This is a genomic window from Rhizobium vallis (assembly GCF_003985155.1).
Taxonomy (GTDB): Bacteria; Pseudomonadota; Alphaproteobacteria; order Rhizobiales; family Rhizobiaceae; genus Rhizobium; species Rhizobium vallis.
Window position 1 is genome coordinate 22,846 of sequence record NZ_ML133695.1, and the last position, 26,673, is coordinate 49,518.

Consider the following 26,673-nt stretch of genomic DNA (forward strand, 5'->3'; position numbering starts at 1 on the left):
CCTCTCCCGAGCTATTTCATCGCAGTATCAGTCGGCCGATGAGATCCGCTCGCGTTCGCCCATGAACGGTCCCGGCACCCACTGGATCGTCTTTTCATGTTTCTCGACCGCGCGCCGGAGTTCCGCAAACTCCCGGCGCAGGTGGCCGAGAAACTTGCGGCCCGCCGGGTTCGAATACGGCTTCTTGCGTGTCATGACGCCGAGCACGCGCTCAGGCTGAGGAATATCGAGCGGGATGATGCTGATCTTGTTCTCGCCGCGGAAAGCATGAACGACGGAATGCGGCAGAATGGCCAGCGCATCGGTGCCTGCGAGGTAATTGACGACGCTCAACAGCGACCCGCCCGCGAAGCGCAGCGACACTTCCGCCAGCCCCAGCGTCAGCAGAATGTTATGCAGGTCGAGCACCAGCGGAGAACCCGGAAGCGGCGCGATCCAGGGGTAATTGACGATGTCCTCGGTCACGAGATTGCGCTTGCGGACCAGCGGATGGCCGGCGCCACACGTCAGGACGTTCCGCGCCGTCAGAATCGGCTCGAAATGCAGATCGGCACGCAGATCCACCGACCCGGTCGGGGTCACCGCGAGGTCGATCTGGCCGGAATCCAGTTCAGCGACGAGGTCGGGATAGTTGCCATAAGACTGGTGCACCATGATGCCCGGCTCACCGCGCTGGAACGAGGCGATCATCGGCGACACCACCGCATCCATGAAGAAAGGCACCCCACCGATCCGCACGCGTCCCGACGAACCAGACTTGAAGCTGCGGACGATCTCCATCGCCTTACGCGACGATGCCAAGATGGCCTTGCCCTGCTGGCCGAGCTGTTCGCCGAGCGGCGTGGGCTGCATCGGCCGACGGCCGGAAACGAAGAGTGGCTCGCCGATGCGCTTTTCCAGGATCGAGATGGTGCGCGACACCGCCGACTGGGTCATGCCCAGCATGGCGGCCGCTTCGGTAACACCGCCGGTCTCGATCACGGCGGCGAGTTGGACAAGATGAGCTTCCACGATCTTCATAGCAAATTGCTATAGCTTGCATGAACAATGTCAATCTACAGGAGAGTAGATTGACTATAGTCAGGACCATCACGGGATGTCTGCGACATGCAGAGCGCGCCGTGGTTTCGGATGACAACGGCTGAGGAACCGTATCCGGAATTGGTAATGTCTTTGGAGGAGGACGACATGGCTCTTGTCAGCGGCTATCATCATCTGACGCTCTGCACCGATGGTGTGCAGGAGGATTACGACTTCTACACCAAGGTGCTCGGGCTCTATTCGGTCAAGCGCACGGTCCTGTTCGACGGCACGATCCCCGTCTATCATCTCTATTATGGCTCGCGGAACGGCGATGCCTCGACCATCATAACCACCTTCCCTTTCCGCAAGCCGGCTGTCTTCGGCAAGCGCGGCACCAATCAGTCGAAGATCATCCAGCAGGCCATTCCTGTCGGTTCGGCCGACTATTGGATCGATCGGCTGAACGGCAAGGGCGTCGAAGCCGCCAAGATTTCGCGCTTCGGCATCACCCGTGTCGCTCTCAAACACCCCTGCGGCATCCCGCATGAACTGGTCGAAAGCCCGGCCGACAATCGTCCGTCGATCGTCAACGACGCGCAGGGTGTAACTGCCGCGCACGGCATCAAGGGCATCTATGGCGCGGCCATCGCCGTCTTCGACCGCACCGCGATGGACGACTTCCTCGGCGTCGGCATGTCGATGAAAAAGGAAGCCGATAGCGAAGAAGGCCTGATGTTCTCCGTGCCGAATGCCGGCGGGCCGAGCAGCATGGTCGAGATACTGCACGAATCGACCGGCCCGCAGGGCACCTGGACACTGGCGGGCGGCACGATCCATCACCTCGCCCTCAACACCGGCAACGAGGAAAACCAGCTCAAGCTTAAGGCACATCTCGAGGGCCTCGGCTTCACCGACGTCTCGGATCAGAAGGACCGCAACTACTTCAAGTCCTGCTATGTCCGCTCGCCCGGCGGCGCCTTGTTCGAGATTGCCTGGTCGGTCGAAGGCGGCTGGGCACTCGACGAACCGGCGGACCAGATCGGCACGACGCTGGTCTTCCCGCCGTGGTTCGAAGATCGCCGGCAGGAGCTGATCGCAGGCCTCGAACCAGCAACATTCTGAGCCCGGCGCCATGTCGACCCACGAAACGCCGCTCCTCCTCGGGGCGAACCCCGAAGAGGCCCTGGTGCACTGCATCTTCATCCACGGGCGTACCCAGTCGCCCGAGGATATGCAGGAGCAGGTAATCTCAAAGCTCAAAGTGCCCGGCGTCGCCTTCCTGTTGCCGCGAGCGCGCGGCAACAGCTGGTATGACGCGCGCGCGACCGACGTGCTGACGGATCGCACCCGGCAACAGCTTGAGCACGCCATCGCTCATGTCTGGCAATTGATCGGCGATCTTTCCGGCGCAAACAATCACCCGAAGCCGCTCCTCATCGGCGGCTTCAGCCAGGGCGCTTGCCTCGCAGTCGAATATGCGATGCGGCATGGCCCATGGAACGGCGCTCTGGCAAGCCTGACCGGTTGCCGCGTCGGAACGCCCAATTGCGACCGCCCCTTCGCCGACCTCGACCGGCTGCCGGTCTATCTGACCGGGTCAGACAAGGATCCTTGGATCCCTGTCGATGCCTTCGCCCAGACTGCAGCGGCGCTGGCCCGAGCGCGAGCGCGGCTCCATTGCGACATTCTGCCGGACAGGTCGCACACAGTCTCCTCAACCGAAATTGCGCAGCTTGAGAAGGTCCTGTGCGGGCTTTCGAACCGAAGCTGGTGGTAGCGCAAGCAAAGCGGGCGCTGACTTGCGTGGCGGGCGGATCGAGCAGGTCAATTCCTGTGTCCTGCTCACGCTCACCAATGACGGCCCGCCATCCCACAAAATCAAATTCCTGCGCTCACTTGCTGAGGAGCAGGACCGACGACTGATCGAGGCGTTTCCTCGCAATCAGCACAGGGAATGCGCCTGGTTCAATACGATCGTAAATCCGACCGCAAGGTGACACTGCTCTCAAGTGCCATCGGCCCAGCCCGGTCGTCGTCAAGCTCGCTCGAACGGCTCGCCGAGCGCGGCGACGCCGTTGAGCTTGAGCAGGCGGCGATCCGCCGAAATGATGCCGAGCACGATGATCGTCACCAGATAGGGCAGGCAGGCGAGCAGCTGTGAGGGAACGTTGAGCCCTGTTGCCTGGGCGGCAAGCCCCATCAGCGATACTGCGCCGAACAGACACGCCCCCAGAAAGATGCGGCCGGTCAGCCAGGTTCCGAAGACGACGAGCGCAATCGCAATCCAGCCGCGGCCGGCAATCATCCCATCCGCCCAGAGCGGTGTATAGATTGTCGCCGCATAGGCGCCGGCAAAACCAGCCATCATGCCGCCGATTGCCACCGCGGCGAAACGGATGGCAATGACCGGATAGCCGATCGCACGCGCCGCTGCCGGCTTTTCGCCGACGGCGCGGATGATCAGTCCGACCTTGCTGTAGGTAAACATCGCCCAGATCGCGACGGTCACGACCAGCGAAAGCCACACGACAATATCCTGGCTAAAAAGGCCGCCGATGACGGGAATATCGGAAAGACCAGGAATCGTAATCTTCGGCAGCGCCCTGACCGTCAGGCTCTCGTAGGTCTTGCCGAACAGTGCCGACAGGCCTTGTCCGAGAATGCCGATCGCAAGTCCGGTTGCGACCTGGTTTGCGTTGAAGCCGAGGATGATTGCCGCAAAGATCAGCGACAAGAGCGCGCCGCCGAGGCCGGCAGCGAGAAAAGCCAGGAAATGGCCGCCGCCGTGATAGACGATGATGAAGGCGATGACGGCGCCGAATGCCATCAACCCCTCGACGCCAAGATTGAGCACGCCGGCGCGCTCGACGATAAGCTCTCCGAGCGCTGCCAGGAGAAACGGCGTCGCAGCCGCCAGCATGCCGGTCAGAACGAACTCGACCGCGTTCATGTCGGGCTCCTCGTCGCTGCAGGCCGCCAGGCAAGGCGGTAGCGCGCGAAGGCAATGGCCACCAGATAGACAAGGAGCAGGCTGCCCTGGAAAACCCGGACGGCCGCGACCGGGAGATTGGCCGAGACCATGGCGTTGTCTCCGCCGATGTAGAGCGCCGCCATGACGATTGCGGAGACGACGATGCCGATCGGGTGCAGGCCGCCGAGATAGGCGACGATGATTGCCGCATACCCGTATCCGGTTGAGATCGAGCGTTGCAGCTGACCGAGCGGGCCGGCTACTTCGGCGGCACCGGCAAGACCGGCTGCAGCCCCACCGATCAGCAGCGAAAGCCAGATTGCCCAGCTTTCCCTGAACCCGGCATAGCTCGCCGCGCGCGGCGCCAGTCCGCCTACCTGCAATTTGTAGCCGATGAAACTCTTCTGCATAAAAACCCATGCCCCGATCGACAGGAGAACGGCGAGGATCAGCGAGACATTGACGCGCGTCCCGTCGATCAGGATCGGCACCATCGCATCATATTGAAACATGACGGACTGCGGAAAATTGAAGCCGTTCGGATCCTTCCAGGGGCCGAGCAGCAGATAATTGAGGAGTTGCACGGCAACGAAACTCAGCATCAGGGAAACCAGAATTTCGTTGGCATTGAACCGGACGCGCCAGAAGGCGGTGAGCGATGCCCAGAACGCGCCGCCCATCACGCCGAGCAGCAGCATTGCCGGCCAGATCCACTGGCCGCTTGCGTCTGGCCACCAGATCGGAATAGCGGAGGCGAAAATCGCACCGAGCACGAATTGTCCCTCGGCACCGATATTGAACACCTTGGCGCGAAAGCCGATCGCAAGCCCTTGCGCGATGAGGAGAAGCGGACCGGTCTTTAACAGCACTTCGGAGAACGACGCCCAGGAAAAGAAGGGCTCGATCAGCATCGCATAGATCACCGCAGCCGGATCGCGCCCCAGGGCGACGTAAAGTCCGAGGTTGAGGATGACCGTGACGGCGAGCGCGATCGGCGGCGCCAGAAGGGTGGCGGCAATCGATGCTCGCTCCCGGCGCACCAGAATGGGGAAGGCGGCGAGGAACGGTCGGCTCATGCGGTGGCTTTCTCGCGCTGCGGCTTGGATCCAATCATGTATCGGCCGATCTCTTCCGGGTTGGTGTCACGCGTGACCAGCGGCGGGCTCAGCGTGCCGTGGTGCAGGACCTGTATGAAGTCGCTGAGTTCGAACAGTTCCTCGAGCTCCTCGGAAATGACCAGGATCGCCATGCCGTCATTGCGAAGGCTCATGAGCCGCCTACGGATCGCCGCGGCGGCACCGATGTCGACGCCCCAGGTTGGTTGGGCGAGGAAAAGAAGCTTCGGCGCCAGCATAATCTCGCGTCCAACGATGAACTTCTGCAGGTTACCGCCGGAAAGCGATCCGGCCTCTGCCCCTGGACCCCGCGTGCGGACGTCATAGTCCCGGATGCAATCATTGGTGAAGGCAGTCGCCCGGACCATGTCGAGCAGACCATGCTTGACGAGGTTCTGCGGATGGGCGGTCAGCAGGCTATTATAGGCGAGCGACATTTCGGGAACTGCACCGCGCCCCAGCCGGTCCTCCGGGACGAAGGCGAAACCTAATCGCCGGCGGGCGGCGGAGTCGAGTATGCCGACGTCCCGGCCCATCATGAAGATGCGGTCGCGCTGATCCCGCGGCAACAGGGTTTCGCCGGAAATCAGCGCTTCGAGTTCGCTTTGGCCATTTCCCGAGATCCCGGCAATGCCGAGGATTTCGCCGGCGCGCACGGCCAGGCTTACCTTTGAAAGCGGCACGGCCAAAGGATCCGCCTGGTAATCGAGCCCGACGAGTTCCAGCCGTTTTTCGCCTTTGGCCAAAGGCAGCGCAGGCATGGGTTCCGTCATCGCGCGGCCGATCATCATACGCGCAAGCTCGTGGGCATCATGCTCGCGGGGATCGACGTGACCGGTGACGCGTCCGCCGCGCAGGATCGTCGCGCGATCACAGAGCGACTGGATTTCTTCCAGCTTGTGAGAGATGAACAGGATGGACACGCCGCCGTCCCGCAGTCGGCGCAATGTGTCGAACAGCTTCTCCACCGCCTGCGGCGGCAGCACGGCAGTCGGCTCGTCGAGGATCAGCAGTTTCGGATCGGTCATCAGGCAGCGAATGATTTCCACCCGCTGCCTTTCGCCGACGGAAAGCGAATGGACGTGGGCGAACGGATCGACCTCGAGGCCGAATTCATGCCCGAGCTTGCGAATGCGCTGCGCAAGCTCGCTCTTCTTGCCGGGCACGATCAGGCGGATGTTCTCGACGACCGTCAGGCTCTCAAACAGCGAGAAATGCTGGAAGACCATGCCGATACCGGCGCGCCTTGCCTCTGCGGGAGAGGCAAGGCTGAGGGTTTGGCCATTCCACGCGACTGTGCCGCTGTCCGGCTGCTCGACGCCGTAGATCAGCTTCATCAGGGTCGATTTGCCAGCCCCGTTTTCTCCGAGGATAGCATGGATGGAGCGGGCAGCGACGTCGAGGTCGATCTGCTGATTGGCATAGACCGGGCCATAGCTCTTGGAAATGCCGCGCAGCGACAGGAGCGGGCTCACCATGACTTATTTCGGCAACGGCGTTGTGACACCCTTGACGTGCCAGTCCATCGCAACGATCTGGGCGTCGGTCAGCGTCGCACCCGAGGCAGCACCTTCGCTGCCGTCAGCCTTGGTGATCGGACCGGTAAACGGCGAGAAGCTGCCATCGGCAATCTTGGCCTCGATTTCCTTGATCTTGCTCATCGTATCGGCTGGGATCGCCGGGTTCCAATCGGTGACTTCGACCACCTTGTCGGCAACACCGAGAAAGGTATTGGCGCCTTTGAAGGTGCCGGCAAGATGGGCATCGACCGACGCCTTGAAGAAGGGTGACCAGTCGGTAGCGATGCAGCCCAGATAGGTCTTCTCTGCATATTTCTTCATCGACGAGTTGAGGTTGAAGGCATAGACGCCGGCTTCCTCGCAGGCCGAAATCACCGAAGGCGTATCCTGCGCATTCGAAAAGATCACGTCGCAGCCCTGCGAGATCAGCGCCTTGGCGGCTTCCTGCTCCTTGGCTGGGTCGAACCAGGAATTGACCCAGACGACAGACACTTCGATATCCGGCCTGACGGCCTGCGCACCCAGCGTGAAGGCGTTGATCGAGGTGATCAGCTCGGGAATTGCAAAGGCCGACACCGAGCCGAGTTTGCCTGTCTTGGAGACGGCGGCCGCCGCCATGCCGAGCAGGTACGTTCCTTGAAAATATTTTGCGGCGAAAGGCGAGAAGTTCGGTGCGACCTGGAAGCCTGAAGCATGCAGGACGGTCACCTTCGGATTGCGGCGCGCGATCTGCAGCGCACCATTTTGATAGCCGAAGGAGCCGGCGATCAGGAAATGGTTTCCGTCGGCGACGGTCTTGTTCATGATGCGGTCGGCGTCCGGGCCTTCGGCGATGTTTTCGATGACCGTGACCTTCACCTTGTCGCCATAGGCAGCCTTGATCGGGTCGATGCCGGCGGCAAGCGCATGGCCCCAGCCCACGTCGCCGATGGGCGACGGAACGACGAGGGCAATGCCGAGCGGTTCGTCGGCAGCGAACGCGGAGCGGCCGGCAAAAGCGGTCGCGAGGCTGGCAGCCGCTGCGCTTTTCATGAGTGTTCTGCGGGTGAAATTGTTAGACATGTAGTTCCCTCTTTTTTGGTTTTAGAATTTGACTGTCTCGAGCGCCGCTTCCGCGGCGGCGAAAAGCTGAGCTTCGTCGAGGCCGATAAACTCGCCGGCCTGCCAGACGATGCGGCCGTTGATCATTGTGAGGTCGGTCGGCATGCCGATCCCGACCTTGGCAATCAGGCTCAACGGGTCGTGGCGGGTTCCGACATAGTCCATCCGCCTCGTGTCGATCGCGAAGAGGTCGGCGGCCATGCGGGGAGCAAGCCGTCCGATGTCGCTGCGGCCAAGCAGACTTGCACCGCCCGTGGTCGCGTAGCTCAGGAAATCGACCGGCGCTGGAACCGGATGGGCGCGCGTCGAGGCCGTCAAGCACTGCAGCATATAGGCAGAGTGGATGCAGTGCATGAGGTTGGAATTGTCATTCGAAGCAGCGCCATCGCAACCGAGGCCGATACGCAGGCCGAGGGCCGCCATCGCGGGAATGTCCGTCACTTCGGCGCCGACCAGGTAGACAGGTTCGGGGCAATGGGAGACACCCGTGCCGCTTGCCGCCATCTTCCGCAGTTCGTCATGTGTCAGCTCCCAGCAATGAGCATAAAAGCTGTCGGGACCGGCAAAGCCGAGTTCGGCGCAGTAGTCGACCGTACGCATCCCATGCCGCGCCTCGATGACCGGACTTTCGCCTTCCCCGACATGCGTGTGCAGCCGGACACCGCGATCACGGGCGAGCGCCACCGACTCGACGAAGGTTTCGCGGTAGCAGTTCACAGGCTGACAGGGAGCGACGACCACCTGCCGCATGCTGAAAGCGCCGGCATCGTGGTAGCTGTCGATCAGCCGGGCGCAATCGGCGATGAACTCGTCCGTGGTTTCCAGCATGGCGTCCGGAATTGTCGAGCCCTCGGACTTTGGCAGCGTATTGCCGCCGCGGCCGGCGTGGAACCGCATGCCGAGAAGCTCGGCTGCCTCGAATTGGCGGTCGATCAGGCGCTTTCCGGCGTGGCGGGGAAAACAATATTGGTGGTCGAAAGCTGTCGTGCAGCCATGCTTGATCATCTCCGCCATGGCCGTGACCGACGAATGATAGAAGCAATCCTCGTTCAGCCGTGAGAAGATCGGATAGATCCGGTCGAGCCATTCGATGACGGAGAGCTTCGTCCAGTCGAGATCGGCCCGATTGCGTACGAAGCATTGGAAGAAGTGGTGATGGGTGTTGACGAGACCCGGATAGACAAACCAGCCGGATGCATCCTGAATGATCGTGTCGGGAGGCAGGGCCTCTTGTGAAAGATTGGGGCCGATCGCCTGGATCGACGGACCGCTGGTCAGCAGATCGGCGTTCCGGCGCACCGCCGGCCCGTTGCCTTCGTCGACGATAATGGCGGCGCAGTTCTTCAGCAGGTAGCCCGCCATCTCACTTGTCCTCTTTGACGGGATGGGGGTCGGGCTTCAACTCGTGCAGCCGGTGGATGCCGGGCATTTCCATAAAACCTTCAAGGCTGCGGATGGCGCGTAGCCAGAGCCGGATGTTCGGATAGGCATCGAGCGAGATTCCGCCATCGGGCGCCAGTGCCACATAGGGGAAACAGGCTATGTCGGCGATCGTCGGACGGTCTAACGTCAGGAACCGCATGTCGCGGAGCCGCTGTTCAAAGAGTCCGGCTTCCAGTTCGCGCAGTGCCGCGATCCCTTGCGCCCGCAGGGCCTCGATATTGCCCGGGCGCAGAAGCATCTGATGCAGTCGCGCTCCACCGAGATTTGTCGTCAGCCGATGCGAAAACGAGAGCCATTGTTGTGCGCGCGCCGCCTCTTGCGGCGCGTCGCAGCCCAGCCACTCGGGGCCGCTTCGGGCGGCGAGATAGGCGAGCATGGCCGAGGATTCGGTCAGCACGAGATCGCCATCCATGAGGATCGGGATGGACCCTGCCGGATTGAGGGCCAGAAGCTCAGGACCGCGGTGCTCCATGCCGGGATGGAAATCGACCGGGCGGATATCCAGCTTGACGCCGAGGAGCGCGGCCATCAGGCGGATCTTGTAACAGCTCGGCGATAGGATGTAGTCGTAGAGCTTCATTGGGCGACCAGCTGTGCGCCATAGAGATAATTGCGGCGCTTCAGCCAGCGCCGGTAAGCGATCGATGTCAGGTCGGCCCTGGTCGGAATCTCCATCCCCGGGTCGAGCGGTAGAAGGGCCGGGATCTGGTTTTCGAGGATCGACCGATCCTGCAGGAAAATCATCTGCTGAAAATGGATGAGGTCTGTCATTGGCGTCACATCGTCGAAGAGGGCCATCCACGGCCATACGTCGCAAAGGTCTTCCGCAAGCGGCTGGACGAACAGGGTAATGACATCCCATTGCTCCGGACGAGGCGGGCAGGTCTTGTAAAGCACCGAGCAGGTCGGGGCCGGCACGCGGTACATATATTCGGTGGTGATTCCGCCGGTCGCGGACTTTGCGGCCTGCGGCTGGTAGAACTTTACCTGCGTCGCCCAGACTTCATCCTCTTCCTCACGGATCTCGACTTTATAGTTTTCGACTTCCGTATGCGGTTCGGCCCCGAGTATGTCCGTATGGACGAAGGGAAAATGCGCGACGTCAAGGAAGTTCTCGACTGCCCGCAGAGGTGAGCAGCGCACCCGCACGACGCCGACGTCGACGAAGCGGCGGCCGGGCTGATCCGCTTCGGGGATAGCAAACAGTTCCTTGGCGGGAGTGCCGAGGGAAGACCAGACATGACCATAGCGGATGCGAACGGGCATGGAATTTCCATCGCCCGATGTGACCCGCGCCGCACCGTCAGGCGTGCGCACCACCTCTATCGGCTCGCCCATCAAAGCGGTCTTGCTTCCTGCCTCAGTGAGTCGGCTAAGCAGACCGACCGGGTACCATTCATCGAGCATCGCCCCGGCTTCTTTCATGCGGCATCCCTCTGGCGTGTCTCCGCCCGGCGGCGCACGGCTTCGGCGATGCGGGACGCCGTAACCCGATCTGCGACATTGCGATCCCGTTCGACCAAGACGTGAATGAGCGTGCACCCAATCTGCGCCATCGGCAGCAGCCGAACCCACGGACAATCAACGAGCTGGATCAGCCCGTCGGCACCGGCTTTTCCGCCGGCTGCCGCCTCGATTGCTTCGATCTCGGCATTGATCGTCAGCGAGCGTATTGGAGAGAGATGGCCAAGGCGCGGCGGCGGCATGGCCGGTTCGCCGATTGCCACCCAGACGATGCCGTCCGATTCTTCGATCCGCTGGACTGCTACTCGAATCGTTTCCGGCGGTACGAGATCGGGATGTGCCGGGATGCGGACGCATTCTCCCGCCGGAGAATAGCTCCAGCCGTGATAAATACAGGAGAGCGCCTCGCCACGCACAAAGCCCTGAGACAACCGCATGCCACGATGTGGGCAGCGGTCCGACGCGGCCGAGACGCACCCGGATTGACTGCGCCAGAGAGCGATCGACCATGCCGGGGTCGAGGCCGGTATGACGGTTGCCGGTGGCAGGTCGTCAGAAAGCGCGACAGGCATCCAGGAGCCGGCCGTATCGGAGGGCATGGCCTTTATTTCCTCAATCTTACCAGTGGACTGACACTGCTGGCTTTGTGCAGGCCCCGTTCCAGCTTCAGAGGCTTGCATAAAAAATTCGCAATGGCAACGACGGATTAAATAAAGGGCATCATGTCAGATGCCGTTCGGCAGCGTATGTCGGCGGCTCTACAATCCTGCGCTGAATCTCGTCTACCCAGACATCGATCGGCCCGAGTGAACATCCCATTTCCAGCATGTCGATCAGTTCCACAGGCCCTACGACCTCGAGCTCGATTCGGTTGGCGTCGGCATGAAAGAAATCCTGCGAAAGGCCGAGTTTGTCCGCATGGCGGCGGATCCACGGGACGAACGAGGCGGAATTGACGTCGCCAAGGATGGTGATCCGTTCGCGTAACTCGCTCTGCCGTAACGGCGTCATCAAAATTCTCTCGTTCTTCCTATGATGACAGCATAGCGCTTCGAGGCCGCTGTGAAAGGGGCTTGAAGGGCGAGCGGTCGGGAATCTTCTGACATGCCTGAAGCGATCGCCCGGTCCGATCCGCGCCGTCTTGCGAGGCTTTGAATCTGGTAACTTTCGCGCATCAACCGCACGATCTTAAGGGAAGGTGACAATGCGGGGCACCTATCTGCTGGCCGCCGTCTTCCTCACTCGACGACTGCGGCGACCATAGCGGAGCGGTTTGCCAGCGTTCCGCATCAGATCGCATGGCTCAGCCGATGGCCATGAGGCTGGCGTTGCCGCCGGCGGCTGCCGTGTTGATCGAGGTCGACACCTCCTCCAGCAGCCAGTTGAGGCAATAGGTCTCGGGATCGTTCGCCAGTTCCTCAGCGGTCGCGGCCTGGACCAGCAGAAGCGGGCCGGGCAGCGCGGCGATCTTCTTGTTGACGGCAAGAACCCTGTCGCGATCGCCTTCGACGAGCGCGCCGGAGAACGGCCCATCTTTTTCCCAATCCGATGTCCAGGAAATCCGGCCGGCGACAGCCGCCGGAAGATCCGCCAGCGCCGACTTCGATATGGAAGCTGCGTCGATGACGACGTGGTTGCCGGTGGAAAGGGCGGCGGCGATCTGGCGGTAGAGCCCGCTTTCCGTCTGCGGCACCAGAAGAATGCGGCCGCGGGGATGGAGCGCGTAGAGATTGCGCTCGCCAACGGGGCCGGTGAGTTCGCGTTCGAGCCCGAGCGCCGAGCGGCTCGCATAGCCTCGCGCGGCTTCCCCCTCGCCCGGTTGACCCTTCCTGTCGAGCCAGATGATGTAGTCGCGAAGGGCGAGATCCGTATGAACGGAATCCTGCTGCGGCGGCACCGGCGCGCGCTGCACCAGACGGCCGATATAGAGCGGACCGCCGGCCTTCGGCCCTGTGCCCGACAGGCCGCGGCCGCCGAAGGGCTGCACGCCGACAACCGCGCCAATGATGTTGCGGTTGACGTAGAGGTTGCCGGCCTTGATGCGGCTCGTCACATGGGCGATCGTTTCGTCGAGCCGGGTATGAAGCCCGAATGTGAGGCCATAACCCGATGCGTTGATATCGTCGATCAGGTGGTCGAGCCCGTTTCTCTTGAAGCGGACGACATGCAGGACCGGTCCGAAGACCTCCCTCGTCAGGTCCGACAGCGACTTGATCTCGATGATCGTCGGCGGAACGAAGGTGCCCTCTGCCGCACTCTCCGGTAGCGTCAATTGATCGACCTTTCGGCCGGCGCCGCGCATCGCTTCGATATGCTGGTCGATCTCCGCCTTCGCGCCGTCGTTGATGACGGGGCCGACATCGATGCTTAAGCGATCGGTGCGGCCGATCGTCAATTCACGGAAGGCGCCCTTCAGCATGGCAAGCGTCCTGTCGGCGACATCGTCCTGCAGGCAGAGAACGCGGAGCGCCGAGCAGCGCTGGCCGGCACTATCGAAGGCAGAGGCAATGACATCAGCCACCACCTGCTCGGCCAAAGCCGAGGAGTCGACGATCATGCCGTTCTGGCCGCCGGTTTCGGCGATCAGCGGGATCGGCTTGCCGGTCGCCGACAGCCGTTCGGCGAGCTGCGCCTGGATCATGCGGGCAACTTCGGTCGAGCCGGTAAACATGACGCCGGCGGTCTCTGGAGCGCCGACCATGCCGGCGCCGAGGCGGCCGCTGCCGGGCACGAATTGCAGGGCGCCAACAGGCACGCCGGCCTCGTGAAGGATCTTCACGCTCTCCGAAGCGATGATCGGTGTGACGCCGGCGGGTTTCGCCAAGACGGGATTGCCGGCCACCAGCGCGGCGGCAACCTGCCCGGTGAAGATCGCCAGCGGGAAATTCCACGGGCTGATGCAGACGATCGGGCCGAGCGGCAGATGCGAGGGCCCCAGCGTCTTGCGGGCCTGATCGGCGTAGTAGCGCAGGAAGTCGACCGCCTCGCGCACCTCGCCGACCGCATTGGCGGCGGATTTGCCGGCCTCGCGCATGACGATGCCCATCAGCACCTTGATGCGGTCCTGCATGATGTCGGCCGCCCGATCGAGACAGGCGGCGCGCTCAGCCGGCGGCACGGCCGCCCATTGCGGCGCATATTCGGCTGCCATCGCAACGACCCGGGCCGCGTCTTCGACCTTCAGTTCGGTCACGGTACCGACGACATCGCGGTGATCGGCGGGATTGAGAACATCGCGCGTGACCCCGTCCGTCGAGCCGTCGGCGAGCAGCGGAAGCGCATGCCACGGCGCTGTGGCCGTAGAAGCGAGCGCCTGCGCCAGATCTTCAAGCGTCGTCTCGCTCGAAAGATCAAGGCCGCTCGAATTGGTGCGGGCGCTGCCGTAAAGCGCCTTCGGCGCGGCGATCTGTACATGCGGCGCGCCGACGACGGGCATGGCCGCGACCGTTTCGGCCGGATCGGCGATCAGCGCCTCGACCGAAACATTCGGATCTGAGATGCGATGCACGAAGGAGGAGTTGGCGCCGTTTTCGAGAAGGCGGCGCACGAGATAGGCAAGCAGCGTCTCATGCGTTCCGACAGGCGCATAGATGCGGCAGGGCCGGTCGAGCTTCTCCTTGCCGACCACCTCGTCATAGAGCGGTTCGCCCATGCCATGCAGGCACTGGAACTCGTATTTGCCGACCGCGAAATCGGGACCCGCCAGATGATAGATCGTGGCGAGCGTCTGCGCATTGTGGGTGGCGAACTGCGGGAAGACGGCGTCCGGAGCGTTGAGCAGTTTGCGGGCGCAGGCGATATAGGCGACGTCGGTATAGATCTTGCGGGTATAGACCGGATAGTCGTCGAGACCGTCGAGCTGGGCGCGCTTGATCTCCGCGTCCCAATAGGCGCCCTTGACCAGACGGACCATCATCCGGCGCCCGGAGCGGCGGGCGAGATCGATGATGTAGTCGAGCACAAAGGGGCAGCGCTTGCCATAGGCCTGCACGACGAAGCCGAGGCCGTTCCAGCCGGCAAGCTCCGGGGCAAAGCAGAGCTCTTCGAGAAGATCGAGCGAAAGCTCCAGCCGGTCGGCTTCCTCGGCGTCGATGTTGAGCCCGATATCGTAAGTCTTGGCGAGAACGGCGAGCGCCTTCACCTTCGGCAGAAGCTCACCCATCACCCGGCCGGCCTGCGACCTGACGTAACGGGGGTGCAGGGCCGAAAGCTTGATCGAGATGCCGGGGCCATCATAGATGCCGCGCCCATCCGACGCCTTGCCGATGGCGTGGATCGCCTTTTCGTAGTCCTTGAAGTAACGCTCGGCATCGGCCGCGGTCGTCGCCGCCTCGCCCAGCATGTCATAGGAATAGCGGAAGCCGCGGGCTTCGAGCGGCCGGGCGCGCTTCAGCGCCTCCTCGATCGTCTCGCCGGTGACGAACTGCTCGCCCATCATGCGCATTGCCATATCGACGCCGCGACGGATGACCGGTTCGCCGGCGCGCGCGATCAGCCGCGTCAGCGCTGCCGACAGGCTGCGATCATTGACCGTCGAGGTGAGCTTGCCGGTGACGACGAGGCCCCAGGTGGCGGCATTGACGAACATGGATTTGCCGCCGCCGATATGCGAGGTCCAGTTGCCCTCGGCGATCTTGTCGCGGATCAGCGCGTCGCGGGTATCCGTATCGGGAATGCGCAGCAGCGCTTCGGCAAGGCACATCAGCGCCACGCCTTCCTGACTGGAAAGCGAATATTCCTGCACCAGACCTTCGACGCCGGTGCCCTTGTGCTTGGCGCGCAGCGCCTCGATCAGGGTCCGGGCCGTGCTGCGGATATCGTAGCGCTTCGCCTCGGAAACGCGCGCGGCAGCAACGAGCGGCGGCAGGCATTCGGTTTCCGGACGGCGATAGGCCGCCGTGATTGCCTGGCGAAGGTCCGATTGCGGCCGGATCGGCGGCGCAAAGGCCGAGAACGGCGCGCCGTTGGAATTGGATGGCGTGGTGTCGATCGCTGCGTTCAGCATGGAGGTCCCTATCAATCGGTATCTGGTTTAACGGATGAATGAGACGCCGGGCTCATCATCCCAGTCAGCGTCGTCCGTAGCAACAGGGCCGGAATATTCCGTCTCGCGAAGCGGGCGCGCCGGCTTGTCGCGTTTGAGGGTGAGCGCTGCTGCCACGGCCCTTATCGCCACCGGCCGGTAGTGGGCGATGAGGTCCGGCTTCTCATCGTCATCCTGTTCTTCCCTACCCATGCATGACCCCATTTTGCGCGTGGCGCCGATGCCATCCTGACGATGCGTCAAGCGCCTGCGCCTTCCATCCCATTGTCGACGCATAAGGTATCACAGATCGTCGATCACGATCCCACTTGATTTTCGCCATTTTCAGACTGTATGAACTTATTAAATCACATTCGAGAGTTCAAATGGCTAGCGAAGCTGACATCTTTAGTGAATTGGACCAGTTCGACAGAAAGATCCTCGCGGCTCTCGCCGAGGATGGCAGATTGTCGATCACCGATCTGGCGGCGCGCGTCGGGCTTTCCAAGACGCCCTGCCAGCTTCGCTTCAAGCGGCTGATCAGTGACGGCTATATCGAAGGCTTCAGGGCCGTCCTCAATCCGGCGAAAATGCAGCTCGATCATATCGCTTTCGTCGAAGTCAAACTCTCCGATACCCGCGAGGATGCGCTGAGAAGCTTCAACGAGGCCATCAAGAAGATCAGGGAAGTCGAAGAGTGCCACATGATCGCCGGCAGGTTCGACTATCTCTTGAAAATCCGCACCCGCGACATCGGCCGCTACCGCCGCGTCCTCGGCGAGCGCATCTCGACGCTGCCCCACGTTGCCAACACCTCGACCAATGTCGCGATGGAGACGATCAAGGAAGGCTGGGACAAGTTCGGTTCGAGCCTTTCGTGATCATTCGCCCTACCTTGCTACATTGCCGCATTGAGCTTTCGGCTCGTTAGCCTTATCAAGGCTCCCATGCCGAATGGCCGGGGAACCATGCAAACTCGTTTGGACATGATCGAGAAATGGCTGGTGCGCATTGTATGCGCGCTCGCACTCGTGTTTGTCGGCTTTGCCCATCAGGTCCCCGCGATAGCGGCCGAGCCCGTCAACCCCGCCGAATATGTGCTTCCCGACGGGACGCTGCCCACACTTTGCGTCACGGTAGCGGACGACGAAGGCAAGACGAGCACCGATCACAAGCTCCACAACCACGGCTGCGAAGCATGCCGGATCAGTGCTTCCGTCCTCCTGCCGTCCCCGGCGGATATCGCCGGAATAACAGTCGCATTTTCCGTTCGGGTCGAACTTCCCTTTCGCGTCGAGGCGCTGCATCGGCAAATTTATCCGCCCAATACCGGCCCCAGAGCCCCTCCCTCCAATCCGATCCTGACCTGAACCCGCGCATCGGCCCTGGCTGAGGTGCTCTTTGTTCTCGGCTGCGTGGTAGCGGCCATGGAATCGGAACTTCATCATGTCGACCACCACTTCCGCCGCTCCGGTGGAAAGCGCTGTACCCGGCGCCTCCCTTTATCGCGCCATCTGGCGCTGGCACTTCTTCGCCGGTCTCCTCGTCGTCCCCTTCATGCTGAACCTTGCGATCACCGGTTCGCTCTATCTTTTCAAGGACGAGATCAATGACAGCGTCTTCGCCTATCGCAATGGCGTCGTCACATCACGCCAAGCGTTGGCACCGGAAAAGCTGGCTGAGATCGCAACAGCCGCCGCCCCCGGCTCTGCCGTCACATCTTACAAGGACCCGGCAACGCCTGAGCGCTCCGCCATCGTCACGGTTTCCGGCGACGCCGGCTCCACGCTCGTCTTCATCAATCCCTATAGTGGCAAGGTGCTCGATACGGTCGGCTCGACCGAAGAGTTCAACTACGTCGTCAAGCGCATCCATAGTCTTGCATTGTTTGGGGGCTTCCCAAACAAGCTGACCGAGATTGCCGGCGGGTTCGCCATGGTGCTTGTCGTCACCGGCATCTATCTCTGGTGGCCACGCCGCCAGACAGGCGGCGTCGTCACGGTCCGTGGCACGCCGGCCCGACGCGTCTTCTGGCGCGACCTGCACGCCGTAACCGGCGCCTTCGCGGGCGTCTTGATCTTCTTCCTGGCGATCACGGGCATGCCGTGGTCCGGCTATTGGGGATCGAACGTGCAGGCCTGGCTCGGGAGCCACGACCTCGGCTATCCCACGCAGCTCTGGGACGATGTGCCGAAATCGCAGAAGGTCACTGAGGACATCCTGCCTGTTGTGGGCTGGACGGTCGAACAGGCTCCGGTCCCGCTCTCTGACATTGTCGTCGCCCAATCGAACAGACCGACCGGCCTGAACAAGGCCGTCGAAGTCGCAAAGTCTGCTGGTCTGACACCGGGTTTCGACATTGCCTTGCCGTCCGATGAAGCTGGCGTCTATTCGGCGGCGATCTATCCCGATGATCTTTCCAAGGAGCGGATGATCCACATCGACCAATATTCCGGCAAGCCGCTCGTCGACATCTCCTACGGCCAATATCCTATTTTCGGAAAAGCCATCGAGTGGGGCATCAACGTCCACCAGGGCCAGGAATTCGGTCGCGTCAATCAATTCCTGATGTTTGCGACCTGCCTCGCAATCGTTCTTTCCTGCGTGACCGGTATCGTCATGTGGTGGAAGCGACGCCCGTCCGGACGTGTGGGGGTTCCACCGCCGCCTCCGCAGCGATCCGTTTATATCGGGCTTTGGACGATCGCAGTCGTCTTCGCCCTGGCCTTTCCGCTGACCGGTCTCGCCATCCTGGTGATGATCGCGGTCGACCGCGCCATCATTCGCACGATCCCGCCGCTTCGGCGCGCGTTCGCTTGAGGGAGGCGGTGATGAAAACGATCTCCACCCGCCCTTCGATGGAACGCCAAAGAAGCAGGCGAGGCTCTGACAAATTCGGTCCTGAAACGCCGCGCCGCGGCTTTCCATGTCTCGCAGCCGATGGCCGAACCGGTATCGGCGAGACTTTGACAAACGACCGCTTCAACTGGCAACCTCAAAGGAAACGCGTGAGATGACTATGTCAAAACTCAACCGCATCGCTTTCATCGCACTGATCTTGACGGCCGCGGCCGCCAGCCAGGCCTTGGCGCACGCTCATCTGAAAACTTCGAGCCCGGCAGAGAAGGCGTCCGTCGTATCTCCCGGCGAACTCGACCTGACTTTCACGGAAGAACTCAATCTCAAGTTCAGCGGCGTGAAGGTCACGGACCCGGACAAGAAGGAAATCACGCTTGGTGACGCCGCATTGAAGGACGATGACAAGGTTCTGGCGGTTCCCATTTCCGGGACGCTGGCACCAGGCAACTACACCGTCGACTGGCATGTGCTTTCGACAGACGGCCATAAGACCAGTGGCATCTATACGTTCACCGTCAAGCCGTGATCACCCCCGAGGCAGCCTACATCATTTGCCGCTTTTTCTTCGACATCGCTGCCCTGTATCTATGGGGCAGCTCGGCATATCTATGGTTGCTCGTTCCGACCTCCCTTTCCCACGATATCTGGGCAAGGCAATATCGGCTTCGAGCCTTTGCAACCGGCTGCATAGTCGCCACCACAGTCCTTGCCCTCCCACTCAGGTCCGCGATCTTAGGCGGAAACTGGGCGCACGCATTTGATTTCGGTGCAATGCTGGAGGTTCTTACCGGCACCACCATTGGCACGGCGTGGATGTTGCAGGCGGCAGGAACCGCCGCGCTTTTTCTTGCTTGCGTTGCGGCACCCATGCGATTGCGGGCCGGCGCTGTGACGATTGCTGCGGGGTTCTTGCTGGCGGGCCTTGCGGCAAGCGGCCATGCGGCCATGAACACCGGCTGGCTTCGCATGCTGCACCGGGGAAACGATATCATCCATGTCCTGGCGGGAGGGGCCTGGTTTGGGGCGCTGGTTCCGGTCGCGCTCATCTTGCCGCGGCTGTCCGATCGACGGGCCGGCCGTGACGCGAGGAGAGCGCTCGTTCGTTTCTCCACGGCCGGTCATGTCGCAGTCGGCGTAGTCTTGATCTCCGGCGCCGCGAACATGTTCCTGATCGTCGGCGGTTTCCCCATAGATTGGTCGGTTACCTACCAGCTTCTGCTTTCCCTGAAGATCCTGCTCGTCCTGTCGATGGTAGGACTGGCGATCTGCAACAGGTATGTGCTTGTGCCAAAGCTCTCCCGGTCTCGTGAAGCCGTGGCGGCACTCAGGATTGGAACCGTTCTCGAAATCGCCTTGGCGCTTGCGGTCGTCGGTCTGGTGGCATGGTTCGGCATGCTGGAGCCGGTTGCCATGTAGGTTCACGTTCGTCCTTCAACGGGCTGTTTGAGAGACGGTCGTGTCTTTGCGTGAGGCTTGGCCCGAAGCAACGCACACTTCGGCATCATGCCCGCGCTTTCCGCCCGCGTGCGCTCGGCTTCACCGGCACGCTTTTGCCGTACTCGTTCCACCATGTCGTCAAGGCTTCCATGGTGGGGCCGAGACCCCGTGCTTTGTGCGTTATCTCGTATTCGACGCGCGGAGGAACCTCCGCAAAGATGGTGCGGGATACCAAACCGTCCGCCTCGAGTTCGCGAAGTTGCGCCGTCAGCATGTGCTGGGTGATGCCGGGAATAGCCTTTCTCAGTTCGCCGAACCGATAGACCCGCTGATTGAGCAGCCACATGATCTCAAGCTTCCATTTGCCGGAAAGCAGAGCGAAGGCTCGCCGCATCTCCTCATGCATATTGATTTCTTCTTCGCCCATGGTCTGCTTTTCCATACTAACAGCAAGTAATTCATCCTACTTGCAAATATAAATCTTAGACGACATTTCTCTGCATGCACAGGGGAGCGCAGGAAAAGCGCCTCTCAAGACAAACCGACAGACTCGACGAGAGGAATGTTGCTGCGTGGGCGGCGACAGGGATGAACTCATGCCTGAATACTACGTGTACTGGATCAGCACGGCACTTCTATCCGCGCTCTACCTCGCCTCAGCCGCCATCTATGTCACCAAGCGAGACTGGGTTCGCCAGGTTCTGACGGAACTTGGATACAAGGCCTCCTATCTCATTCCGTTCATGATCGTCGTCAAGGTTCTCGGCCCGGTCGCGATCCTCTCACGTGTCAGCGTGCCGCTCAGCGATCTCGCCTATGCCGGCATCTTCTTTCACCTGCTGCTCTCGGGCCTCGCCCATATCGGCGTTCGAAAACCTGCCGGCGCCCTGCCCGCGGCGATCGGCCTGGCGCTGCTCGTCACCTCGTTCATGACGCAGAACGACGCCCGCATCGTCCCTTCCCCCTACGTTCAGGCCGCCATGCGCTGACGTCAGATAACCCCAACCCCCATCAAGGAGATAGAAATGGGTCGACTCAATGGAAAAGTTGCCATCGTCACAGGCGCAAGCCGCGGCATTGGCCGCGCCACCGCAAAGCTCTTTGCCGCCGAAGGCGCGAAAGTCGCAATCCTTTCACGCACAGCAGAAGGCGTCGAGCGTGCCGTCACGGACATCGTCGAAGCGGGCGGCACGGCACTCGGCGTCGTCTGCGACGTCGGTGAGACCAACCGGATCACGGCCGCGGTGGACAAGGTCGTCGCTGCCTACGGCCGGATCGACATTCTCGTGAACAATGCTTTCGATGGCTCGGCGGTCTCGTCTTCAGTCATCGACCTCTCGGTCGAACAGCTGCAACGAAACTTCGATACCGGGCCGATCGCCTGTCTCCGCTTCATGCAGGCTTGCTATCCCTATCTCAGGGAAAGCGGAGAAGGTAGGATCATCAATTTCGGCTCGATGGCCGCCACCAGCGGGCTGGCCGGTTATGGCCCTTACAACATGGCGAAGGAAGCGGTGCGCGCGCTGACCCGCACGGCGGCACGCGAATGGGGCGCCGACAAGATCACCGTGAACAACGTCCTGCCGATCGCCGACACCTGGGGTGCTGCCGAAAAGCATGCCCCTCCGCCGATGAGCGCGCTGGCTCGTTTCGGCTCGCCGGAAGAGGACATTGCGCCGGTGGTGCTCTTCCTTGCCAGCAAGGACTCGCAGTTCATCACCGGCTACAGCCTCACTCCCGACGGTGGCGCTATCATCGACAGCGCTCGATAACCACCAGCAAGCAAGGGGCGCAGCGGACTGCGCCCCTTCAGGTTACCTCTGCCGGTAGCGGAAGGCTTCGACGAAGGCGGAGAAAGCCGGGGATGGATGGCGCCGGCTGGGGTAATAGAGATGATAGCCCTGGAACGTTATCCGACGACAGAAGCCTCGCCGATGATTGAATAGGCGAGGCCCTATCTGACATCACATCTTCAGCCCGCGACAGGCAGCGGCGCATCCGGATTGACCAGGCTGGCCTGACGAATCTCGTGCCAGAAATCCGCCGGAATCACCTCCGCGAGTGCTGCGCGATCCTCCGCGATGCGCTCGGGCTTGCTCGCACCGGGAATGACCGCTGCGACCGCCCGATGGCCGAGGGAGAATTGCAGCCCAGCGGCCTTCATGCTCACGCCATAACGATCGGCGATTGCCTTGATCCGCGCCACCTTGTCCAAGATTGCAGGTGTCGCGGGGGCATACTCAAAGTTTGGGCCGCCCACCAGCGCTCCGGAACTGTAGGGGCCGCCGACGACGATACCGAGTTCACGTTCGGCCACCTGGGGCATGACGCGCTGAAGGGCACGGTCATGGTCGAGCAACGTGTAACGGCCGGCGAGCAGAAAGCCATCGGGGCGTGGACCTTCCAGCGCGAGCAGCAGTTCGATCGGCTCGACACGATTGACGCCGAGACCCCAGGCCTTGATCACGCCTTCGTCGCGCAACCGGTCGAGGGCTTTGAAGGCGCCCTTGCGTGCGCTTTCGAAAACGCTGAGCCATTCGTCGCCGTAAAAATCCTGGGCAACGTCATGGACAAAGGCGATCTCGATATGATCGGTGTTCAACCGCTTCAGGCTGTCCTCGATCGAACGGAGGGTGGCGTCTCCCGAGTAGTCGTTGACGACCTTGTTGGAACGGCCATATTTGAAGACATCGCCCTTCTCACCGAGGTCGCGACTGCTGACATCCTCGATCTCGTCGAGGATGATCCGGCCAACCTTGGTGCTGATCACATATTGGTCGCGCGGCTTATTCGCAAGCGTCTGGCCCATGCGGATCTCGGCGAGGCCGGCGCCATAGAACGGCGCATTGTCGTAGTAGCGAATTCCATCATTCCAGGCGGCCTCGACGGTTGCCAGCGCCTCTTCCTCCGGAATATCGCGAAACATATTGCCAAGCGGGGCTGCGCCAAAGCCGAGTTTGCTCGGCAGAATATCCTTGAGAGTCATTATCTTATCCTTTCGTTCTGGGTTCCGTGAACCAGGTCAAGTCCGTGTCGGATGAAGAGATGGAGAAGGTGGATCACCATCGGTGACCGGCGAGGCTTCGCAGGATATGCTTATAAAATTCATAGATCAGGCAAGGAAATGCAGAATCGTCGCCCTGAAAGCGGAACTATTTCCGGATTGGCAGAGCTGGTAACCATGTAGAGATCGGAAAAATGGGATCGCCCCGGCAACCTCATGCGGCATCGCCCCCAAAGCGACAATGCCACCTTACAAGAACTTTCAGCAAAATCAACGCCCTAGGAAAGCGATGCGAGCGCCCGCAAGGACGGCAAGAACGGCCAGAAGCTGATCGTCATTGCCGTGGGGACCCGCCCGGTTCGGCTGTCCTCGCTGCTCTCGCAGGCCGCCGTGCCTAACTCTCAAAACAGGGCGCGCGCACCCCGCAGGTCGGTCGTCAGCGGACGTGCGGCCTACTGCGGCCTTTGAATTTCACAGTAGACAATGCTGCGGTTTGAGCCGGACCAAACAGACACCTTCAAATCCGCCTCACTCGCGCTTTCACTGGCGATCAAGCCCATCTCTCGTTCTGACCGCAACAACAGCGCCCAGTTCATAAATGTCTCCATATAGCCATCGACGTCCGTCTCCGGAGAGAAATTGGCGAATAGGAATGTGCCGCCGGGCTTCAGCATGCTGACGCACTTCTTGGTCAACTTTACGGCTACCGCGTCCGGCAAATAGTCATAGAGACCCGCGGCATAGATGAAATCGAACATTCCCAGCGCATGTCTTCCACCGATCAGAGACTTGACCGAACCGTTCATCGCCTGGACGGATGTGCCGGCGAAATCGCGGGCGACGGTCCCAACGCTCATCGGGTCTTGATCCAAAGCTACCCAGCGGCTGATCGCCCCGGCGCCGAGAGCGCGTGACAAAGGCCCCTCACGAAGATGCCCGGCCGCGATGGCGAGAACTTCGGTGAAACCAGGCCGGGCCGAAGCGATTTCGTCAACGCGGCGAGCCAGAATGTCTCGACGCTCCCTTACCGCTAGGGATGACGAAGCATTTCGAGTGTAGGCGTAGATCGAGCGTCCCAAATTGCTCGCTGATGAGACGGCGTCTTCAATCTCAGGTCTGCCGTAGATGAAGTCGAGAAGGCGTGCGTCGCCAGAATAGCCGCGCGGCTTTTCGAACGACCAGCGGGTCAATGGATCTTGATGAAGATAGTGTGCAACTGGATGAGACTGCGCGATTGGAACGATGGCGTCCCACACCTCCGGATGAAAGCGCCGCCGCATCTGATGCAAGGCGTCGGTAAGACGCTCGATTATCGCATTGGGCTCGACGCCGGACTTGAACTGACGGATCGACACCTCAAGGCTGAGGGCAAGCTCGGCTCTGGCAACGACAAGGTGGCCGGGATCTGGGGCAGCAACCCTCCTTGCCGCCCGACGAATCTCGCCAGGTGCAACAAGACTTTCACCGTCCAAGACCAGGTTTTGTGCCATTTCGAGATCCCTTGACCTAGCGTTAAGCATAATCAACCTCGAAACAGGATGCGACTAGAATCTACACGGGATAAGGGTATTTCTACTCTTGCGGGTCCGATGCTACCCCTCTAACAAAGCTAAGCAATAAGACGAACCGGTTGCAGGTTGCCGAATGTGATTTTGGAGGGCGCCGAAGTATGGCTTACTTTTCAGCTTACTTTAGATCATTGTCAGACCGGTGTTGTTGCATGATCGCGGCCTACGCTAATTTCCAGCGCAACGAACCAACCGCCAGCTTTTCATTCGCCGAGGCCCTGAAGTCTCTGAAAACTGAAAATGATGCTGTCCGAAGGCGGAGCTCACGGCGTGGTCTTTGGATCGCGGTTGCCGTCTATGTGGCCTTCGCACTTCCCGACCGTTGGCTGATCCCCGATGTTGCGCCTGTGACGATTGCCGCGCGATTCGTCGTTGCAACGATCGCTCTGCTGGTATTCGAGACCCTGCGCCTGGCAAAAGCGAAAACCGTCTGGCTTGACATCACATGTGCCGCTGCACTGCTAGTGGGCTATATGGGCTGGCTTTACCCGGCGATTGCCACCCGCGACGTCATCGCCATGTCGTACTACATGATATTCGGCGCCATCTTCATGATGGGCGCCAACCTCTTTTTCAGTTTCCCGTTTCGGCTTTCGGTGATCACCTCGAGCCTCGTTCTCTGCGCATTTTTCGTTACGATCGAGGAATTTTTTCCTTCAAGCCAAACCTACAAGCTGGCCTTCGGGATGTTCTACATTTCGTGCTTTGTCTTCACGTCTTTCGTCAATTGGCGATTGAACGTGGAGCGTCGAAACGTGTTGCTGAACGCGGCGGAGGCTCGCCACCAGCACTGGGAAGCGTCCGAGCGCGGAAGGTCACTGCTCGAGCTTTCACATACAGACTACCTGACAGGCATAAGCAACAGACGCGCGCTGGATCGGCGACTCGACGAATGCTGGGCTGCTTGGAAAGACGAACGCCGCGACTTCTCCGTGTTCCTCATCGACGTCGACTTCTTCAAACGCTTCAATGATCGCTACGGACATCAGGAAGGAGACCGGTGTCTGACTGTCATCGCCAATGCACTGAAGGCAGTTGTAGAGTCGTTCGATGGCATGATCGGCAGGTATGGTGGCGAGGAGTTTATTGTGGTCATGCCGGCTGCCCTCCCCAAGGTCGCGATGAACCTTGCCGAGAAGATCAGAATGGAAGTCGAGTCTCTTGCGATTGCTCACGACGAGCGACCAGATGATATGTCGATCGTAACCGTCAGCATCGGCCTCGCCTTCACCCGCGAGAAAGTTGGAGAAAAGGTTGAACGGATAGTGCGTGAGGCCGATCTCGCTCTCTACAATGCCAAAGCAAGTGGCCGAAACTGCATTCGTAGTTTTGATCCGTTGTTGCCTCGCCCCGACGACTATGCTGGCAAACTCGTCCCGCTGCTGGCGGCCGCCATCGATCGCAAATTGGTCTCGCTCGTGTACCAGCCGATCTTCGACCTGACGAACGAGAAAGCAAGAGCTGTCGAGGCTTTGATGCGCCTCAGGATGCCGGACGGCACTGCGGTTTCGCCGAAGACATTCATTCCGGTTGCCGAACGAAGTGGCGCCATCCTCGAATTGGGCAGGTGGGCGATCGAGACGGCATGCCGGGACATATTGATGACCGATCGCATGGCGACCGTCAGCGTCAACGTCTCACCAATACAACTACGTTCCCCCGGCTTTGCTGCCAGTGTCGCTGATATCCTTGCTCGTTGCGGGGTCGGCGGGTCGCGGCTAGCCTTGGAAGTCACCGAGGGCCTGGACATGGATATGCAGTCGGAGGTGCTCAAATGCATTGCCGATCTGCGGGCACTCGGCGTCGAGATCTGGCTTGACGACTTCGGCTGCGGCTTCGCGGGCCTCTCTTGGCTGAGGGCAATCGAGTTTCAGACGGTCAAGGTCGATAGAACCTTCCTGCACGACTGCTCGAACCCACGCGGTTTGACGATGCTTCAGGACATGATTGCTCTCATCCGCAATCGTGGGAATACGATCCTGGTGGAAGGCGTCGAAACGGCTGCACAATTTTCCCTTCTCAAGGATCTGCGCATCGACCGCGTCCAGGGCTTTCATATGGGAATGCCGGTTAGCGCTGAACTCCTGAACGCGGCATAATTCGACCTCAAGGTTTTCAGATGGCTCAGCACGCTGCCGATGATCG

25 protein-coding genes and 2 pseudogenes are annotated in these 26,673 nt (G+C 61.0%); 11 read left to right on the forward strand and 16 right to left on the reverse strand.

What is annotated here, in order from left to right:
* Positions 1-27: 27 nt before the first annotated feature.
* Positions 28-1,020, reverse strand: a complete 993-nt coding sequence (locus EFQ99_RS24610) for a LysR family transcriptional regulator (protein ID WP_126923832.1) — start codon at positions 1,018-1,020, stop codon at positions 28-30.
* A gap of 168 nt (positions 1,021-1,188) precedes the next feature.
* On the opposite strand from EFQ99_RS24610, the gene EFQ99_RS24615 reads away from it, so the two are divergent.
* From EFQ99_RS24615 to EFQ99_RS35645, 3 genes and pseudogenes are all read left to right on the forward strand, one after another.
* Positions 1,189-2,145, forward strand: a complete 957-nt coding sequence (locus tag EFQ99_RS24615; RefSeq protein WP_126923833.1) for a VOC family protein — start codon at positions 1,189-1,191, stop codon at positions 2,143-2,145.
* A gap of 10 nt (positions 2,146-2,155) precedes the next feature.
* Positions 2,156-2,800: an alpha/beta hydrolase gene (locus tag EFQ99_RS24620; RefSeq protein WP_126923834.1), complete on the forward strand. Its 645-nt coding sequence runs from the start codon at positions 2,156-2,158 to the stop codon at positions 2,798-2,800.
* Positions 2,801-2,840: 40 nt separating this feature from the next.
* Positions 2,841-2,999 (forward strand): annotated as a pseudogene (locus EFQ99_RS35645) (HEPN domain-containing protein); the annotation flags it as partial.
* A gap of 59 nt (positions 3,000-3,058) precedes the next feature.
* On the opposite strand, the gene EFQ99_RS24630 reads toward EFQ99_RS35645, so the two are convergent.
* From EFQ99_RS24630 to EFQ99_RS24680, 11 genes are all read right to left on the reverse strand, one after another.
* Positions 3,059-3,973 (reverse strand): ABC transporter permease, encoded by a 915-nt coding sequence (locus tag EFQ99_RS24630; RefSeq protein WP_126923835.1) that lies wholly within the window; start codon positions 3,971-3,973, stop codon positions 3,059-3,061.
* Positions 3,970-5,070 (reverse strand): ABC transporter permease, encoded by a 1,101-nt coding sequence (locus EFQ99_RS24635; RefSeq protein ID WP_126923836.1) that lies wholly within the window; start codon positions 5,068-5,070, stop codon positions 3,970-3,972. The genes EFQ99_RS24630 and EFQ99_RS24635 overlap by 4 nt, the downstream gene beginning before the upstream one ends.
* Positions 5,067-6,587 carry an ABC transporter ATP-binding protein gene (locus EFQ99_RS24640; RefSeq protein WP_126923837.1) on the reverse strand — a complete coding sequence of 507 codons (1,521 nt, stop codon included), beginning with the start codon at positions 6,585-6,587 and terminating at the stop codon, positions 5,067-5,069. Before EFQ99_RS24640 ends, EFQ99_RS24635 begins: the two co-directional genes overlap by 4 nt.
* A 3-nt stretch (positions 6,588-6,590) precedes the next feature.
* Complete coding sequence (locus tag EFQ99_RS24645; RefSeq protein WP_126923838.1) at positions 6,591-7,691, reverse strand: BMP family ABC transporter substrate-binding protein; 1,101 nt, start codon at positions 7,689-7,691, stop codon at positions 6,591-6,593.
* A 21-nt stretch (positions 7,692-7,712) separates the two neighbouring features.
* Positions 7,713-9,092, reverse strand: a complete 1,380-nt coding sequence (locus tag EFQ99_RS24650; protein WP_126923839.1) for an amidohydrolase — start codon at positions 9,090-9,092, stop codon at positions 7,713-7,715.
* Position 9,093: 1 nt separating this feature from the next.
* A complete protein-coding gene (locus EFQ99_RS24655; protein ID WP_126923840.1) occupies positions 9,094-9,753 on the reverse strand; it encodes a glutathione S-transferase family protein in 660 nt (219 codons plus the stop codon).
* Entirely contained in the window at positions 9,750-10,598 is an 849-nt protein-coding gene (locus EFQ99_RS24660) for an aromatic ring-hydroxylating oxygenase subunit alpha (RefSeq protein ID WP_126923841.1), read from the reverse strand. Before EFQ99_RS24660 ends, EFQ99_RS24655 begins: the two co-directional genes overlap by 4 nt.
* Positions 10,595-11,236 (reverse strand): Rieske 2Fe-2S domain-containing protein, encoded by a 642-nt coding sequence (locus tag EFQ99_RS24665; RefSeq protein WP_126923842.1) that lies wholly within the window; start codon positions 11,234-11,236, stop codon positions 10,595-10,597. Before EFQ99_RS24665 ends, EFQ99_RS24660 begins: the two co-directional genes overlap by 4 nt.
* Before the next feature lie 121 nt (positions 11,237-11,357).
* Entirely contained in the window at positions 11,358-11,648 is a 291-nt protein-coding gene (locus EFQ99_RS24670; protein WP_126923843.1) for an acylphosphatase, read from the reverse strand.
* Positions 11,649-11,940: 292 nt separating this feature from the next.
* On the reverse strand, positions 11,941-15,642 hold the full coding sequence (putA, locus tag EFQ99_RS24675) for a trifunctional transcriptional regulator/proline dehydrogenase/L-glutamate gamma-semialdehyde dehydrogenase (protein ID WP_126923844.1): 3,702 nt from the start codon (positions 15,640-15,642) through the stop codon (positions 11,941-11,943).
* A 27-nt stretch (positions 15,643-15,669) separates the two neighbouring features.
* Positions 15,670-15,873: a hypothetical protein gene (locus EFQ99_RS24680; RefSeq protein WP_126923845.1), complete on the reverse strand. Its 204-nt coding sequence runs from the start codon at positions 15,871-15,873 to the stop codon at positions 15,670-15,672.
* 173 nt (positions 15,874-16,046) lie between these two features.
* Here EFQ99_RS24680 and EFQ99_RS24685 point away from each other — a divergent pair, with 173 nt between their 5' ends.
* From EFQ99_RS24685 to copD, 5 genes are all read left to right on the forward strand, one after another.
* A complete protein-coding gene (locus EFQ99_RS24685) occupies positions 16,047-16,541 on the forward strand; it encodes an Lrp/AsnC family transcriptional regulator (protein WP_126923846.1) in 495 nt (164 codons plus the stop codon).
* An 87-nt stretch (positions 16,542-16,628) separates the two neighbouring features.
* Positions 16,629-17,030 (forward strand): DUF2946 family protein, encoded by a 402-nt coding sequence (locus tag EFQ99_RS24690; protein WP_126923847.1) that lies wholly within the window; start codon positions 16,629-16,631, stop codon positions 17,028-17,030.
* Positions 17,031-17,106: 76 nt separating this feature from the next.
* Entirely contained in the window at positions 17,107-18,480 is a 1,374-nt protein-coding gene (locus tag EFQ99_RS24695) for a PepSY-associated TM helix domain-containing protein (RefSeq protein WP_126923848.1), read from the forward strand.
* 199 nt (positions 18,481-18,679) lie between these two features.
* The gene (gene copC / locus EFQ99_RS24700; RefSeq protein ID WP_164736442.1) at positions 18,680-19,045 is read left to right on the forward strand and encodes a copper homeostasis periplasmic binding protein CopC; all 366 of its coding nucleotides are present in this window, start codon (positions 18,680-18,682) and stop codon (positions 19,043-19,045) included.
* Entirely contained in the window at positions 19,042-19,935 is an 894-nt protein-coding gene (copD, locus tag EFQ99_RS24705; RefSeq protein ID WP_126923850.1) for a copper homeostasis membrane protein CopD, read from the forward strand. Before copC ends, copD begins: the two co-directional genes overlap by 4 nt.
* An 85-nt stretch (positions 19,936-20,020) precedes the next feature.
* Here copD and EFQ99_RS24710 read toward each other — a convergent pair whose 3' ends face one another.
* A complete protein-coding gene (locus EFQ99_RS24710) occupies positions 20,021-20,398 on the reverse strand; it encodes a winged helix-turn-helix transcriptional regulator (RefSeq protein WP_126923851.1) in 378 nt (125 codons plus the stop codon).
* A 154-nt stretch (positions 20,399-20,552) separates the two neighbouring features.
* On the opposite strand from EFQ99_RS24710, the gene EFQ99_RS24715 reads away from it, so the two are divergent.
* Complete coding sequence (locus tag EFQ99_RS24715) at positions 20,553-20,945, forward strand: DoxX family protein (RefSeq protein ID WP_126923852.1); 393 nt, start codon at positions 20,553-20,555, stop codon at positions 20,943-20,945.
* Between the two features lie 36 nt (positions 20,946-20,981).
* On the forward strand, positions 20,982-21,728 hold the full coding sequence (locus EFQ99_RS24720; protein ID WP_126923853.1) for an SDR family NAD(P)-dependent oxidoreductase: 747 nt from the start codon (positions 20,982-20,984) through the stop codon (positions 21,726-21,728).
* Between the two features lie 42 nt (positions 21,729-21,770).
* On the opposite strand, the pseudogene EFQ99_RS24725 reads toward EFQ99_RS24720, so the two are convergent.
* The 3 genes and pseudogenes from EFQ99_RS24725 to EFQ99_RS24735 form a co-directional block, all read right to left on the reverse strand.
* Positions 21,771-21,866, reverse strand: a pseudogene (locus EFQ99_RS24725) (LysR substrate-binding domain-containing protein); the annotation flags it as partial.
* A 62-nt stretch (positions 21,867-21,928) separates the two neighbouring features.
* Positions 21,929-22,942 (reverse strand): aldo/keto reductase, encoded by a 1,014-nt coding sequence (locus tag EFQ99_RS24730; protein ID WP_126923854.1) that lies wholly within the window; start codon positions 22,940-22,942, stop codon positions 21,929-21,931.
* A 470-nt stretch (positions 22,943-23,412) separates the two neighbouring features.
* A complete protein-coding gene (locus EFQ99_RS24735; RefSeq protein ID WP_126923855.1) occupies positions 23,413-24,450 on the reverse strand; it encodes a class I SAM-dependent methyltransferase in 1,038 nt (345 codons plus the stop codon).
* Positions 24,451-24,629: 179 nt separating this feature from the next.
* Between EFQ99_RS24735 and EFQ99_RS24740 the strand changes: the two genes are divergently transcribed.
* Positions 24,630-26,627 carry a putative bifunctional diguanylate cyclase/phosphodiesterase gene (locus EFQ99_RS24740; RefSeq protein WP_126923856.1) on the forward strand — a complete coding sequence of 666 codons (1,998 nt, stop codon included), beginning with the start codon at positions 24,630-24,632 and terminating at the stop codon, positions 26,625-26,627.
* The last annotated feature ends 46 nt before the right edge of the window (positions 26,628-26,673 follow it).